Source organism: Vibrio sp. Vb0349, assembly GCF_033338975.1.
Map to the genome: position 1 here is coordinate 84,224 of NZ_JAWOTS010000012.1, position 14,325 is coordinate 98,548.

At 44.4% G+C, this 14,325-nt stretch carries 14 protein-coding genes; 1 reads left to right on the forward strand and 13 read right to left on the reverse strand.

Features of this window, described 5'->3' with window-relative positions:
• Positions 1–105: 105 nt before the first annotated feature.
• The 4 genes from R7Q47_RS14720 to R7Q47_RS14735 form a co-directional block, all read right to left on the reverse strand.
• A complete protein-coding gene (locus R7Q47_RS14720; protein ID WP_005376871.1) occupies positions 106–1,392 on the reverse strand; it encodes a TRAP transporter large permease subunit in 1,287 nt (428 codons plus the stop codon).
• A gap of 12 nt (positions 1,393–1,404) precedes the next feature.
• On the reverse strand, positions 1,405–1,944 hold the full coding sequence (locus tag R7Q47_RS14725) for a TRAP transporter small permease subunit (protein WP_053306570.1): 540 nt from the start codon (positions 1,942–1,944) through the stop codon (positions 1,405–1,407).
• 115 nt (positions 1,945–2,059) lie between these two features.
• A complete protein-coding gene (locus R7Q47_RS14730) occupies positions 2,060–3,151 on the reverse strand; it encodes a TRAP transporter substrate-binding protein (RefSeq protein WP_017636112.1) in 1,092 nt (363 codons plus the stop codon).
• Positions 3,152–3,565: 414 nt separating this feature from the next.
• Positions 3,566–3,970 (reverse strand): hypothetical protein, encoded by a 405-nt coding sequence (locus R7Q47_RS14735; RefSeq protein WP_047103233.1) that lies wholly within the window; start codon positions 3,968–3,970, stop codon positions 3,566–3,568.
• Between the two features lie 273 nt (positions 3,971–4,243).
• On the opposite strand from R7Q47_RS14735, the gene R7Q47_RS14740 reads away from it, so the two are divergent.
• Positions 4,244–4,909, forward strand: coding sequence for a DUF2982 domain-containing protein (locus R7Q47_RS14740; RefSeq protein ID WP_132936784.1), 666 nt, complete (start codon positions 4,244–4,246; stop codon positions 4,907–4,909).
• A gap of 18 nt (positions 4,910–4,927) precedes the next feature.
• Here R7Q47_RS14740 and R7Q47_RS14745 read toward each other — a convergent pair whose 3' ends face one another.
• From R7Q47_RS14745 to R7Q47_RS14785, 9 genes are all read right to left on the reverse strand, one after another.
• Positions 4,928–5,584 (reverse strand): MBL fold metallo-hydrolase, encoded by a 657-nt coding sequence (locus tag R7Q47_RS14745; protein WP_005376855.1) that lies wholly within the window; start codon positions 5,582–5,584, stop codon positions 4,928–4,930.
• A 129-nt stretch (positions 5,585–5,713) separates the two neighbouring features.
• Entirely contained in the window at positions 5,714–6,262 is a 549-nt protein-coding gene (locus tag R7Q47_RS14750) for a YcbK family protein (RefSeq protein WP_248486802.1), read from the reverse strand.
• A gap of 166 nt (positions 6,263–6,428) precedes the next feature.
• A complete protein-coding gene (locus R7Q47_RS14755; protein WP_062730524.1) occupies positions 6,429–7,970 on the reverse strand; it encodes a murein L,D-transpeptidase in 1,542 nt (513 codons plus the stop codon).
• Between the two features lie 153 nt (positions 7,971–8,123).
• Positions 8,124–9,206, reverse strand: coding sequence for a DUF1513 domain-containing protein (locus tag R7Q47_RS14760; RefSeq protein WP_318089223.1), 1,083 nt, complete (start codon positions 9,204–9,206; stop codon positions 8,124–8,126).
• Positions 9,187–10,224, reverse strand: coding sequence for an imelysin family protein (locus tag R7Q47_RS14765; protein ID WP_213962742.1), 1,038 nt, complete (start codon positions 10,222–10,224; stop codon positions 9,187–9,189). Before R7Q47_RS14765 ends, R7Q47_RS14760 begins: the two co-directional genes overlap by 20 nt.
• A 10-nt stretch (positions 10,225–10,234) precedes the next feature.
• A complete protein-coding gene (locus R7Q47_RS14770; RefSeq protein WP_054577024.1) occupies positions 10,235–11,617 on the reverse strand; it encodes a di-heme oxidoredictase family protein in 1,383 nt (460 codons plus the stop codon).
• A 92-nt stretch (positions 11,618–11,709) separates the two neighbouring features.
• A complete protein-coding gene (locus tag R7Q47_RS14775; protein ID WP_199266795.1) occupies positions 11,710–12,972 on the reverse strand; it encodes an imelysin family protein in 1,263 nt (420 codons plus the stop codon).
• Between the two features lie 174 nt (positions 12,973–13,146).
• Positions 13,147–13,743 carry a GTP cyclohydrolase II gene (locus tag R7Q47_RS14780; protein WP_025767283.1) on the reverse strand — a complete coding sequence of 199 codons (597 nt, stop codon included), beginning with the start codon at positions 13,741–13,743 and terminating at the stop codon, positions 13,147–13,149.
• Positions 13,744–14,014: 271 nt separating this feature from the next.
• Positions 14,015–14,191, reverse strand: coding sequence for a hypothetical protein (locus R7Q47_RS14785; RefSeq protein ID WP_020480909.1), 177 nt, complete (start codon positions 14,189–14,191; stop codon positions 14,015–14,017).
• Between the last annotated feature and the right edge of the window lie 134 nt (positions 14,192–14,325).

The following is a 14,325-nucleotide window of genomic DNA, read 5'->3' on the forward strand; positions in this document are numbered from 1 at the left end:
GTACAAACTAATCGATTGTGTCTGCATAGACATAATTAACAGCTTAACAACTTGTCTCAAAAGGTAAAAACTCTCAGTTCACAAAATCTCTTTATTATCGAGTGATTAACTCATACCGTAAAAACCTGGGAAAAACAGCAAAGACGCCAACACAACAATCTGAATCGCGATGAATGGCATCACACCTTTGTAGATATCACGCGTAGTAACCCCTGCTGGAGCGACACCTTTTAGATAAAACAAACTAAAGCCAAATGGCGGTGTGAGGAACGACGTCTGCAAGTTCATCGCAATAAGAATCGCAAACCACGTCATATTAATGCCCATCAATTCAGCGACTGGCGCAATAATTGGCACGATGATAAAACAGATTTCAACGAAGTCGATAAAGAAACCTAAAATCAGAATCACCACCATGGTAATAATAAGGAATCCCCACTTTTCACCCGGCAGTTCTAACATCCACTCTTCAACTAAATAATCACCACCGGTGTAGGTAAATGCCATTGAGAAGGCGGTCGCACCAAGTAAGATCGCAAAGACCATTGCGGTTACCTTAACTGTCTCTTTTGATGCATCATAAATCATCGACCAACTAAACTGTTTATACAATAGCGATAAAATTATCGCACCTGCACCGCCCAGTGCCGCTGACTCTGTTGGTGTTGCAATCCCTGCAAAGATGGAGCCCAATACCACGATGATCAATGCTAAAGGTGGCAATACAGCTTTCAGTGCGGTGAGCACTTCTTGTTTACGACTGATCGACTCATCACGCTCTATCGCCTGTGCGGCTTGAGGGTTCAACTTCGCGTAGATGAGAATGTAGATCACATAGGCGCCAACAAGTGTAATACCGGGCCAGATCGCAGCTTGAAATAGGTCCCCTACCGGTACGCCAAGTACATCACCCAACAAGATCAACACGATAGAAGGTGGGATAATTTGGCCTAACGTGCCAGACGCACAAATAGTCCCACACGCTAAACCTTTGTCGTAATTGTACTTGAGCATCACAGGAAGAGATATTAAGCCCATCGCAACAACTGATGCGCCTACCACACCCGTTGAAGCTGCAAGCAATGCGCCAACTAACACGGTAGAAATAGCGATACCACCGCGAACGCCACCGAACAAACGCCCCATTGATTCTAGTAGCTGTTCAGCAAGCTTCGTTTTCTGTAGCACTAGCCCCATAAAAACGAACAGCGGTACGGCCATTAGCACCGTATTTTCCATAATGGACTGAATTCGATATGGCATAAAAGCAAACATCTCGATGCCTTCAGCCCAAACACCAAAAATCAGCGCGATACCACCAAAAGTAAAGGCAACGGGAAATCCCAATAGAAGCGCAAAGAGCGCAACAAAAAACATCACTATACCGATCATAATGACTTCCTTTTACGACTTACCGTTATTACCGGCATAGATGAGATGAGGGTTGACAATTTTGTTGATTGAATGAAGTAACAATCCAATACCACTCACCGCCATAAAGAAAAATGACAGCGGAATCATCGCTTTGATAATCCAACGATATGGTAAGCCACCTGGGTCACCAGACGTCTCACCTAACGCGTAACTTTCCTTAGCGAAATCAACACCAAACCAAGCTACCAGTAGGCAAAAGGGGAATAAGAAAAATAGTGTGCCTATGATGTCGATGATGGATTGTGCTTTGTAAGATAAGCGTTCATAAAAAATGTCGACGCGAACATGGCCACCGGACTTAATTGCGTAAGGCACACCAAGCAAGAACACGGCAGAGAATAGATGCCATTCCATTTCTTGGAATGCGATAGACACATCATTAAACACGTAACGCATGACAACGTCGTACACAACGTTTGCTAACAACAAAATAAACAGGATGCTGGACAACCATCCGAGAAAATCGCTAAAGCGGTTAAATAATCGCTCAATATAAATAAGACTTCTCATTCCGAACTCCGTGGAACGTTTAGATGCGCTCCGCTATGGTGCGGAGCATTCATTATGAAGTTTTCTTGGGCTTCGATAGCAGGCTAAACCTCTCGGCATCGCCTGCTTCATAACGTTATTGTTGAGCTTGACTGTTTAAGTACGCTCGGTGCGAAATATCTGACCATGGTCGAACTTGATTCATATAGTTCGCTTGCGACTCTTGAATCTCTTTCGCCAAAGCATCTTTTTCTGCATGTTCTTTCAACAAACGATCGTTTGCTTCTCGCAACGCAGCTACTACTTCAGGTGGGAAATCTTTTACTTCAACATTTGGGTATTCAGACTTAATAGATGCCCAGTTTTTGCCGCTTTCGTGTTTCGATTGCGTGTACATATCGTAAGCGGCCGTTTTCATGGCTACTTGCAAAATCGCTTTTAGATCATCAGGTAGACGGTTCCAGGTGCGCTTGTTAACGAGGAACTGAAGCTCAGTCGCTGGCTCATGCCAACCTGTGTAGTAGTAAGGCGCGATTTTGTGGAAGCCCATACGTAGATCCAGAGATGGACCAACCCATTCCAAGGCATCAATTGTGCGACGCTCTAGAGAAGTATATAGCTCACCAGGGGCGATATTCGTTGGCTTGGCACCTAACTCAGCCAAAATCTCACCAGCAAACCCTGGGATACGCATTTTCAAACCCTGTAAGTCCTCGACGGACTTGATCTCTTTTTGGAACCACCCGCCCATCTGAGTATCGGTATTACCGCCAGGGAAAGACATCAAGTTATGTGGAGAGTACACTTTTTCCATCAGCTCCATACCACCGCCGTAGTAAAACCATGCATACTGCTCAGTTGGCAACATACCGAAGGGCATAGAAGTGAAGTAAAGTGTGTTTGGAACCTTACCCTTCCAGTAATAAGACGCTGAGTGACCCATGTCATACTGACCCGACTTAACCATATCAAACACCCCAAAAGGCGCTTTATGCTTGTTTGCGGAATCAATGCGGATTTGCAAACGTCCGTTGGACATCTCTTCCGCCATTTTGGCCATGTTTTTTGTGGTATCACCAAAAATTGGGAAATTAGGCCCCCAAGTTTCAGCAAGCTTTAAACGATAGACTTTTTCAGCAGCGTTTACAGAAGTCGCTGCGAGTGCCATCGCGGCAGCGACAGCGGTTGTTTTGAGCACTCGTTTTAAAGATTTTTGGATTAGACTCATCGTTCACGTCCTTTATCACCAAGGTTATTGTTGTCATCCATTTCATTAGGATTGGCTGTATTCGGTATAAAAGATGTAACAATGTTGTCTAATGCGAAATGGGCATGAACACGGAAGCGAGTAATTCATCAATAAGGTATTAGCCTAAGGTATTACGTACAAGTACGTAGGATAATCGTCATGACAAAAGACTGTTAATAGCAAAATCAATAAATTATATTTTTAGCTATGAATAAAAATAAAAGACAATACGTACGTATTTTTCTGCCAAAAAATTTACATAGTATTTAAGAAAATGTGACAAACCACTTATTGGTAGTGTTAAAGTCAGTACTTAATGCATTATTTCCAATACCAAGATAAAAAAATACCTCGGCATCGGCCGAGGTATTCAATCTAGAACGGTAGCGGTAATTAAACTGCTTTGTAGATAACTTTGTTACCTGCTAACTGCTCTTTTTGAACTAGGTTTTCTTCAAGAAGCTTCTTTAGTGCGCCAGTAGCCCATGATGCCGCTTTAGTATCTTCTTGACCTGCAGCTAGACCGATGCCTTTAGGGTTAATACCTTCAGCATTCGCAATAACGATGTCTAATACTTGTTGTTGCTTAGGAGTAAGGGCAACATCAACTGTTTTCACTGCAGCTACTTTTTTATCAGCTACTACTTTCTCCGCAACAGCTTTTTCAGCAACAGAAGGTGCTACTGCTTTTTCCGCAACAGGCTTCACTGCTTTAGGTGCTGCAGCTAAGTTTGCTACTGTCGCTTTAATGCGTTTTTGCAGTTTCATCTGCACTTTACGCTTATGAGCAAGTCTCATTGAATATTTCTCCAGTTCACTGCATCTCAGCAGGGATGAAAATTTGAAGCGCGTTTTATACCAAAATTCACAAGCAATTTGTAGGTTTTAGCGGCGAAACGCGATGAAAAATGCGCTCAAAGCATAGAACGTCTACTATTTAATCAGATATTTTATGAACGGATTTATTGAATACTGGGTATAAAAACAGAGGTTTGTTTTATTTTAAATGCAAGTCAATGCACATAAAGCTGCCCACTCATTTTTGAACAAGTATTCGATGAGGTTATAAGCATGGAAACGCTGCACCTAACAAATTCACATTTCAAACCCAACTCCCCTATCAACAGAATACTTTTGTTGCTCGTTGCACTCATCACTTTGTTTTTGGTTGCCATTTCTCCGGGATGGAAGCAAGCCATGTTGTCGGTCATTTTGATGTCTGCAATCGTTGGTTTCGCCATCTTGATGATTAAGAAAAGCCAAGTCACTTTTACGCTGACAGCTTCTCACTTTCAGCAACACCTTTTTAAAGGAGGTTGGGTCGTCCGATGGCGAAATATTGAGTCAATCGGTATTTGTAGCTACCAACAGGAAGGGTGGCACCAACCGCTACCTTGGATCGGTATTCGTCTAAAACACTACTCACCCTACTTAAATTCAATCTGCCCTCGTATAGCGACAGAAATTCTCCTCAGCCAGCGAGCACTGCTTTACTTAGGCGCGAAACAAAATCAGTGTGAAGATAAGTTTGAGGATATGGTGCTTGACCCTAAACCGTATATAAACAGAGATGGGATTGAGTACAAAGGTTTGTTAGCGATGCTCGCCAACCGGATGAAGTATCAGAGAGGCTTTTATGGCTACGATCTATTTATATCAGCAAGTGATCTAGATCGTGAGGCTGAGGACTTTGTGGGACTGACTCGGCGATACTTAGCTGCCGCCGAGCCAGAATAATGCTTAGTACACGCACTTTTAGTAAAGCGGCATCTCGTCAGCAACGAACGGGTTAGTTTTACGCTCGTGACCGAAAGTCGATTGAGGGCCGTGACCAGGGACAAACGTGACATCATTGCCTAAAGGCCACAATTTCTCTTTGATAGAGCTAATCAACGTATTGAAATCGCCTTGTGGGAAGTCAGTTCGACCAATGCTACCGTTAAACAAAACGTCACCCACAAACGCTAAACGCGCTTCTTCGCTGTAAAGCACAACGTGACCAGGTGTATGACCAGGTGTATGGAATACGTTCAGCACTTGATTACCGAAAGTGACAGTGTCACCCTCATTTAGCCATTGGTGCGGTTCAAACGCTTCTGTCAGCGGGAAACCAAACATTTGGCTCTGACCTTCCAAACCTTGCAACCAGAAGTTATCTGCCTTGTGAGGGCCAACAATCTCTGTACCGCCAAGCAGTGCAGACAGCGGCTCCGTGCCACCTACGTGGTCCAAGTGACCGTGTGTTAGCACTAGGTTTACCACGTCAACACCCAGCTCTTTGATAAGCATAGCGAGCTGCTTTTCATCGCCGCCTGGGTCAACCACAATGCCTTTCATGGTTTCGTCACACCAGACAATAGAACAGTTTTGAGAGAAAGATGTTACTGGAACAACTTGGTATTTCAGAGCCATAGATAACCTATACCGAATAAATTTGCGTGAAAACTGCCGCAACTATGACACTAAGGCCTAGCGACTTCAAGCTTTGAACTGTGAGTAATCGACGACGTTCTGAGACTAGAAACCTTGTCTCAACTGGCACTACCAAGAACGAACAGCACCCGTATCGATATGAACAAAGTTACTGCCTGGATAATAACCCACGCCACCGGCTTTTAGGCTTAATGCAGCATCACGAACTGTTGAAAGCTTCACACCGTCTAAACGAAAATCAATGGCCTTCCCTTCCATGTGCATGCTCTTTTTCGCTACACGAGAAGACCCGTTGCGCAGCGAGGCATTAGTGGCAGGAGAACGGTAACCTGAAATGACGATCACCTCTGCTTCTGTACCAATTAACTTTTGAATTTGACTTATTTGATCGAACAAGCGTCTATCCATGGGATGAACCTCATTTCGTCGATGGTCTCGACAAAACTCATTCAGCCTTTGCAGTTCATCATTAATGTATCGTTCTCCATCGAAATAGCATGTTTCGAGGATCTCTCCAGTATTAAGGTTGTTCATCGCCAGCGCACGTGGCTCGTCAGGGAATGAAGCCCAAGAAAATGATGGCAGGGCAGACGCCAACACCACACCACCAGCGGTCATTTTAAGGAAATCTCGGCGGGAAAAGTTACGACTTACCATTTCAAAATACAGTGCTCAACAACTAGACAAGTCGTGGACATTAACCAAACACATTTGTCACGTCAAACGCATAAAACACTCCATCTTGATTTTCAGACGCAGTAATTATTGTTTAATTATTGAACGAAAAGAGAATTCTTCGTTTTGTAAATTTTCCTTAAAGATTTCAACTGCGGTGATCGTACTTATAGATATCATCACGGTAGTAAAGCGTTCCCTCTTCCAACCATGCTGTTTGATAAATGATGTGTACTTGAATGCGCTCTCCCAAAGGAACTGACGTGTTAGACCGACGAGAACTTTCTCGCTTTTTCGCTAAACGTTCTTCCAACCCCTGAGTTTTGAACAGAAGTTCTGCTAACTGGTCTGCATGTTCTACACGAACACATCCTGAGCTGAATGCGCGTCTGTCCTGTTCAAACAAGTTCTTACTTGGCGTGTCATGCAAATAAATAGCTTGTGGGTTAGGCATATTGAACTTGTACAATCCCAGTGCATTTTGTAAGCCCGACGCCTGTCGCATACGATAAGGAAATGTTCTCGGATTCACCGTTGCCCAATTGATGGTTGTAGGGTCAATAATTTCGTTCGAAGTCCAAGACCGAATGATTTGAATGTTATGGTTAATCAAATACATCGGATTACTTTTTACTTTAGGAATAATGTCTTTAACCATGATAGTCCAAGGCACGTTCCAAGTTGGGTTGAGAATAACTGAATCCAGTGCTACCGACATGATGGGCGTTTTTCTTGATGCTCTCCCTACCACAACTTTAGACTCAAACAAGGGTTGACCGTCATGCCAATACGTGACTTCGTATCCAGGCACGTTAACAAAGACAACATTATCCCTTTCTTTCGACCAAATTCTTGAACGCTCAGAATTCAACGCCAGCAGATGCAATCGCTCTTGAGGAGAAAAGTTGATCCATCGAATGGTATTCGGGCCGATAACGCCATCTTCTTTCAAACCATGAATACGCTGGAACTCTTTTATCGCAAGCTCTAATTGTTCGTCATATTCTTCAGTGACTAAATCCAAGTAAGAAACATCTACGCCTACGATCTCCATTCGCTCAATCAATAGGGGTCTGTTTTCTAATATATCGCCAACACGTGCTAGCCCAGTTTGTTGATAGGCAGGATATTGGTACTGAGAATGTTCCGATAGCGAAGAATATGCGGAGTAGAAAGCATCATCTGTTTGTAATGGAGACCGGAGACTTGCCAAAAACTGACCAAGTTTGCCAACCGTAATCTCATTACTCAAAACCGATAAAGTATCGATGCTAGGAGCGGGTAACGTAACATGGGCTTTGTCTGTAAATAGCCAATTAATCCCTTCTTCGGGGAGTTGCTCAAGATAACTAAGGTACATCAAGAGTGAATCTGTCATCACTAAATCGAAGTCGAGATTATCTCCCTGCCACCTTACTTGGTTTATCCGGTGAAGTTGATTTTCGAATTCATCGGTGACATCCGCAAGTGCAACCAGATTTACTTGAAAAAGAAACTGCTCAATATCACTTTCATTTTCCCAGTTCAAACGGTAATTGGTGCTTTGATACAGTTGATCAATCACCTCTGGATAATGGATCATTTTTTCTACAGACAGCTTTTGTACCGCTCCCTCTTGCTCGACTTGCGCTGAAGCTTCGAGAGAAACGACGGTGGAAAAGCTGCAAAACGGCACCAGAAGTGCCGTCATGATTAAAACCCTAGCAAACACTGAAATGATCCTTGCGCTACTTGCCATAATAAAAAGTATGGCAAATATCTCACAGCTTGCAGGTTTAAAATTAAGAATCTGATGCCGAAAACGACAACAAAATTCTCAATAAGTGCTTACTCAATGATCTTTCTAGGTAATTCTCGACCAATGGTTATCCCATTGCACACCGCTCGCGAAGGTATTTTTTGACTCTTCAGGCCTTTGTTCAACCACTTTTCCCGCCCCAGAACTGACTCGGAACTCATCGCCATAGACCACAACACCAGAGGCATCTGGTAACGCACTTAGCTCGACCAATTTGCCCGTAGATTTAGACCATATACCATAACAACTGCCCGGAGGCGAAGTGGCTAAGATCCATTCATCGGTTGCTGCAATACTCGCAACGTAGTGATTGAAACGCGCCCACTCTTCAGGCTCAGCTTGAAGATCTTGCATTTCACCACCACGCGTGTGCATGGCGATCAAGGCTGGATACTCGTCCGGCTCACCACGATATTGCTGACCACAAAGCACGGTTTCCGCACCATCATGAGCTAAATGGCGAATACTCAACTTATGATCCGGTAAAGACACTTGATCCAATAGCTCCCCTTCCTGTGAAAGGTAACTCAGGCTAGGTCTCATGCTATCAAGATTGAGAGGTTCACGGCCGTTGGTGTGTACGCCACCGACGCCAATCGCTAATGCGCCATCAGGCATCATGATCACTTCATGAGGACCAAGACCAAAACCCGTTAACTCATCGATCTTTTGATATTGCTTCTGTACATCATAAACACCAATGATCCCACGGCTTGTCCCCCTCTCACCTTCTGTGGCAAATAGTAATGTGCCGTCATGGGAGTAAACGCCATGCCCATAGAAATGACGATTTGACTTTGCTAGTTGCAGTTTGATCATCTGCTCTGAGCGATAATCAAACACCATGAAGAAAGTACCTGGTCGACGACCAAAAACTACGGCGTGGCCTTGTTGGTTTGTTGCCACACCGTGACCACGCCCAGGAATCGGCAATGAAGATAGCGGCATACCATGCTCATCCGCCACCACCACTGCGAATTTATCTCGACCAATGATAGAACAGCCGATCAACGCAGGTTCACGTGAGCTTGTTGAAGCACAACCAAATGGCATCATAGGTATAGCCGCCCCGAATAGAGCGGCTTTCAGTAAGGTTCGGCGGGTTTGATCAGTCACCATCGGTTGCATTAAATCCTATAACCACGCCAAGCTCGATCGCGACTTCTTCGTGAATCAGGTACTTCAATTGCTCTAGCTTATTGTATTGAGCAAGCACCATGCGATAGCCTTCTTTTGTTTGAAGTGCAGCAAACAAGCTCTTATCTTCAGGCCAAGTTTCTAACGCCATTTCAAACTGATGAACGACACGGTCTGCGAGATCTTCATGGCCTTGCTCTCTTAGTAGCGCATCTAGACCATTCCCGTTAGCAAAGTACAACGCTTCCATCCCTTGAAGGTTGGCTTTTAGGTTTGAAAGCGAGGTCTCTGAACGCCACGATTCTGAGAAATACGGGCGAGGCTTACCAATCTTCGCTAGCGGTCGGCTCAACTTCTTCATGCTATATTCAAGCTGATTCGAAAGCAGTGAAATGTACTCAGATTCCCATTCCGTCATCTCCAGCGATTTCCAAGGGTTCTCTGCCCAAGAATCCGCGATGATCTGCGCTTTATTATCAAGGTTTTCTGCAATCGCTACGCCTGTCGCACAAGTATTGCTGTTGCTAGATAAGGTCGACGCTTTATCGTAAAGCAGCCACTCCAATGCCCCTAAACCTTGCACGGTGACACTTTGGGTGGAAATATCTTCTGCACTCCAAGCTTGATCAGATTTAGTCAGTACAGACATTTTGCGACCAGTGGTGTTCTTTTTATCTGGCCAAAACTGAACATTCCAGCTTTGCTCCAACGCCGAAGCAGGGCCACGTTCTTGACCTTGTAATGCCATCCACGCAAGCATCGTTTGATGCCATTGCTGTTTTACTTGTGCATCATCTTTCGACTCTGATGCGCAGTAATCTGCGAAGCGTTGTTCAAGTTCTGTGGTTTGCGCTAAAAACGTCTGAGCTGATTGAAACTCGACCTCGTACACGCTTTGAGAAATATGGCTTGTACTCTCAGGCTTGGCAGAGCTCGAACCGACGGTCGATTGGCAACCAACCAAACTTAACGTTGCGGCAATCGCACTCACTAACAGTGTTTTTTTCATGGCTGCTTCCTTATAGAGAATTCAGAAACGCAATCAATGCGTCACGTTCTTTTTTGTTCAGTGCTAAGACGTTTTGTTTCGCCGTTTCAGCTTCGCCGCCGTGCCACAACACCGCTTCCATCAGGTTACGAGCGCGGCCATCATGTAGAAAGTAAGTGTGTCCGTTTACTTCTTCGGTATAACCAATGCCCCATAGCGGTGCTGTTCGCCACTCGCGGCCGTTTGCTTGATATTCCGGACGGTTATCGGCTAAGCCTTCACCCATGTCATGCAAAAGCATGTCGGTGTATGGGTGGATAAGCTGCTCAGAAAGCGCTGGTAACTCTGGTCGTTTCGCCGTTTTAACACTGGTCTTGTGGCAGCTTTCACAGCCAGACGCAGCAAAGATTTGCTGACCAAGTTTCACGTTAGGGTCATTGACATTACGGCGAATAGGTACAGCTAAGTGCTGGCTGTAAAACTCTACGAAGTCGAGAATATTTTCACTCACTTCTGGTTTGCCGCCATTTGGCATGTCGTCACAAATGCTTTGTTTCGAGGTACAGTTTTCATTTGGGAATAAATGGCTCGTAAGACCCACATCGCCATTAAATGCTGCTGCATTTTGCTGCATTAGCGTCGGTTGTCCTGCTTTCCAGCCAAAACGACCAATCGAGAAGTCGTCCTTCTCAATATCCCACACCTTATTGACTTTGCCTGAGATACCGTCTTTGTCGGCATCTTGTTCATCAGCCCAAGCAAGTAGCGTTTCGTCGGGAATACTCTCTAACAAACCAAGGCCGATCATTGGCGGTGCCACGCGTGCTGAGAACTCGGTATCAGGGTGCATATCGCCGTAACCCAGATCGGTAATGTTCAAATGAGGTTTTCTTAGCGTCACCGTCGTACCGTCTTTAAATTTCACTGGGACATCGGTGTAAGTGATTTCGATTTTGCCTTCTGGCGTTTGATCCTGCAGGGCGAAATCTTGAAGCTGACCACCATAAGTCGGCTCAGGTATGCCACCGTCTTTGATGTAGGCTTTCTTTTGTTCTGGCGTCATCGCAGGAATGCTTAAGCGCACTAACATAGACACGGCATGTAAATCATCTTTCTCTGGCGGATGACCACGACCGTCTTTGATGTGACAGTTCTGACAACCATTGGTGTTAAAAAGCGGACCTAGGCCATCACGAGCGTCTGTTGACGCTGGCGCTTGTACCCAAGGGTTGCGGAAAAAGCTGTTACCCACACTAAAATCTAGGCGTTTGCTCATCGGCAGGTTGGCAGCAGGAAGAGAATAGGCATTCGCGCCATCTTTTTTAACACTGGTTTTGCCACCAGACTTAACATCGTAAGCCATGGCAGAAGAAGAAAGGATCGCGGCTAGCGCAGAAATTAGGTATGGCTTCATATCATTGCTCTACATAGACAACAAGGGTGATAACAACGAGCTCAAACGGCAAAAGGGCTCACAAAGAGCCCTTATTTATTATGGTTTTCTTATTAAAACTCGTGGTCAGCAGTATCAGGGCTTAGGCTGTCGATGCCGACAATGTTTGCCGCTCGCTCAATCGCACCAGTTTGCGCTACCAACGACATGATGGTGTCGTTTACCAGCGCGTTGCCTTGTGCGTTACCCGCCGCAATAAGTTGGTCAAAATGCTGGTTATTCTTCTCTGCAGAAGTCACTAGCTCACCAACTTGGCTAAGTGTTGTATCAAACTGCTTTTGAATGTCGGTCGCGGCTTTCTTATCTTTTTGAGCAACAAGATCAGCAATACTTGGACCAGATAGCTCTTTGCCGTTTACACCTTTGTATGTACCTGTGTAAACGTTGTAGATGCCTTGCTCGTTGTAGTAGTGAGAATTATGCGTGTTGTCTGAGAAACAATCGTGCTCGTCTTCAGTTGAGTTCGCTTCTAGTGCCACTTTCATGCGCTCACCCGCTAGCTCACCTAGAGAAAGAGAACCCATGCCGAATAGCATCTTACGTAGACCATTGTCCGCTGAGTCGTTCAGTAGCTCTTCACGGTAGTTACCTTTTACTTCAGCAGACCACTGCTTTTCCATCCACTCAAGGTCTTGAACCAGTAGATCAGCGGCTGCTTTTAGGTACTCTCCACGACGCTCACAATGGCCATTCGTACACTCAGAACCCACAACGAAATCAGTGTAAGCGCGTTGACCTGCGCCTGCGTTAGTGCCGTTTAGGTCTTGGCCCCAAAGCAAGAATTCAATCGCGTGGTAACCTGATGCAACGTTTGCCTCAGAACCACCTACTTCGTTTAAATCTGCTAGTAATTCTGGCGTAATTTTTGAAACGTCCAGTTTAGAAGCACCAATCTGCAGACTTGTGTTTGCGATGATGTTCGCAGCCGCACCTTCGTTACCCAATTCGTATTGGTAGTCCGCTGCTACGTAGTCGATCAGACCTTCATCAAGTGGCCACGCGTTTAACTGACCTTCCCAATCGTCAACAATCGCGTTACCAAAACGGAAAACTTCAGACTGTTGGTAAGGCACGCGAGAATCTAGCCAAGCTTGTTTTACTTCTTCAAGCTTTTTCGCTGATGGTGATTTTAGAAATTCGTCGATTTTTACGTCAAGCGCCTTCGCTGTTGTTACTGAATCAGCAAACACAGCATGGGCAACGTCCGCGTAATGTTCGACTACTTGTTGTTTAGTTACTGTGGCAGCAACGGTAGAACCACTGGCAATGAGGAGTGATGCAGCAATAGATTGGACTAAAACTTTTTTTGCATTCATCTGAAGCATCCTTGTTGAGCTTTTCAATTATCGTATTGGTAGTGCTAATTATTCTTATTTGCACTTTAGTCTCGAAATAATACAAATTTACAATTTATTTGCAACTCCAGATACAAAAAAACCTCATAAAAATGAGGTTTTTCACAGGCTTTATTGTCAGTTTTATCTTTAGGATTAAACCTTTAGGTCATGTTTTCCGTGAGAGACTTTTGCCTTCAGATAATTTTCGTTGCCATCTTTGATATGTGCAGAGGTATTGACAACCTCGCCAATTTCAATTCCGTACTCAGATAACTCACGAATTTTCTTAGGGTTGTTCGTCACGAGGCGGATCTTATTCACGCCTAAAGCTTCTAGCATTTGTGCTGCTTCTGTGAAATCACGCAGGTCATCATCAAAGCCCAAATGGTTGTTAGCTTCGTACGTGTTCATGCCCTGGCTTTGTAAGCGGTATGCATCGATCTTATTGTACAAGCCAATACCACGACCTTCCTGACGGAGATACAAGATGATACCACCGGACTCGCCCATGCGATTGATCGTCTCTTCTAGTTGCTCACCACAGTCACAGCGTGAAGAGTGGAACACATCGCCTGTCAAACACTCAGAGTGCATACGAACTAAAGGCATGTCCTGAGTTTGGTCCGCTTGTTTAAAGATAATAGCAACATGCTCTTTGTCTGTCTTCAGACCATGGAAAGACAGAATTTCGGCATCAATGTTACTTTTTGCCCCGACTTTAAAATCTACTCTGGCACGTACTTCCGCCATATCTATACTCACTCGATTTATTGCTTGATGCGCTTGATGCGTTTTCGTTATTGCATTCATGGGATTTACTCGTTGCTCTTCAACTATGGGGACTGATACCGCATTTTGCAATATAGAGATCACAATTGAGGGCAGTTATCCACTCAAGACAGCAAAAGAGAACCACTCTCCAACTGAACAATTGTTATATTATAACAATTTAAAAAAACTACAATAAAAAACCCCAGACAAATTTTGTCTGGGGTTTCAAGAAGGTCGTTTGGTCTATCTTTTAATGGGTCTGACTGCGCTTCCAAACGGCGAGTTCAATCCAAACTGCTTCGAGTTCTTGGATTTCCTCGTCGGTCAACACGGCGAGCGTTGAAGTAACTTGAGGCAGGTTCGGTGATTGCAATGCACGAATCTGCGAATAGAAGTCTTTTTTAAGTTGTAATATAACTGAATCCACTGCGTGCACCTATTTCGTTCTTTTATTACTTATCCAGCTCAAAATTTTTATTTTCTTTATACTGGAAACTTCATAAATTCGGAAAAATGATAACATTCTGCTTGTTAAGTGCACAATTTATTTTTAATAGTGGA

Excerpts from the sequence above, each read along its gene's own strand:
- R7Q47_RS14720 (WP_005376871.1), bottom strand. The coding sequence starts at position 1,392 with ATGATCGGTATAGTGATGTTTTTTGTTGCGCTCTTTGCGCTTCTATTG.
- R7Q47_RS14725 (WP_053306570.1), bottom strand. The coding sequence starts at position 1,944 with ATGAGAAGTCTTATTTATATTGAGCGATTATTTAACCGCTTTAGCGAT.
- R7Q47_RS14730 (WP_017636112.1), bottom strand. The coding sequence starts at position 3,151 with ATGAGTCTAATCCAAAAATCTTTAAAACGAGTGCTCAAAACAACCGCT.
- R7Q47_RS14735 (WP_047103233.1), bottom strand. The coding sequence starts at position 3,970 with ATGAGACTTGCTCATAAGCGTAAAGTGCAGATGAAACTGCAAAAACGC.
- R7Q47_RS14740 (WP_132936784.1), top strand. The coding sequence starts at position 4,244 with ATGGAAACGCTGCACCTAACAAATTCACATTTCAAACCCAACTCCCCT.
- R7Q47_RS14745 (WP_005376855.1), bottom strand. The coding sequence starts at position 5,584 with ATGGCTCTGAAATACCAAGTTGTTCCAGTAACATCTTTCTCTCAAAAC.
- R7Q47_RS14750 (WP_248486802.1), bottom strand. The coding sequence starts at position 6,262 with ATGGTAAGTCGTAACTTTTCCCGCCGAGATTTCCTTAAAATGACCGCT.
- R7Q47_RS14755 (WP_062730524.1), bottom strand. The coding sequence starts at position 7,970 with ATGACGGCACTTCTGGTGCCGTTTTGCAGCTTTTCCACCGTCGTTTCT.
- R7Q47_RS14760 (WP_318089223.1), bottom strand. The coding sequence starts at position 9,206 with ATGCAACCGATGGTGACTGATCAAACCCGCCGAACCTTACTGAAAGCC.
- R7Q47_RS14765 (WP_213962742.1), bottom strand. The coding sequence starts at position 10,224 with ATGAAAAAAACACTGTTAGTGAGTGCGATTGCCGCAACGTTAAGTTTG.
- R7Q47_RS14770 (WP_054577024.1), bottom strand. The coding sequence starts at position 11,617 with ATGAAGCCATACCTAATTTCTGCGCTAGCCGCGATCCTTTCTTCTTCT.
- R7Q47_RS14775 (WP_199266795.1), bottom strand. The coding sequence starts at position 12,972 with ATGAATGCAAAAAAAGTTTTAGTCCAATCTATTGCTGCATCACTCCTC.
- R7Q47_RS14780 (WP_025767283.1), bottom strand. The coding sequence starts at position 13,743 with ATGGCGGAAGTACGTGCCAGAGTAGATTTTAAAGTCGGGGCAAAAAGT.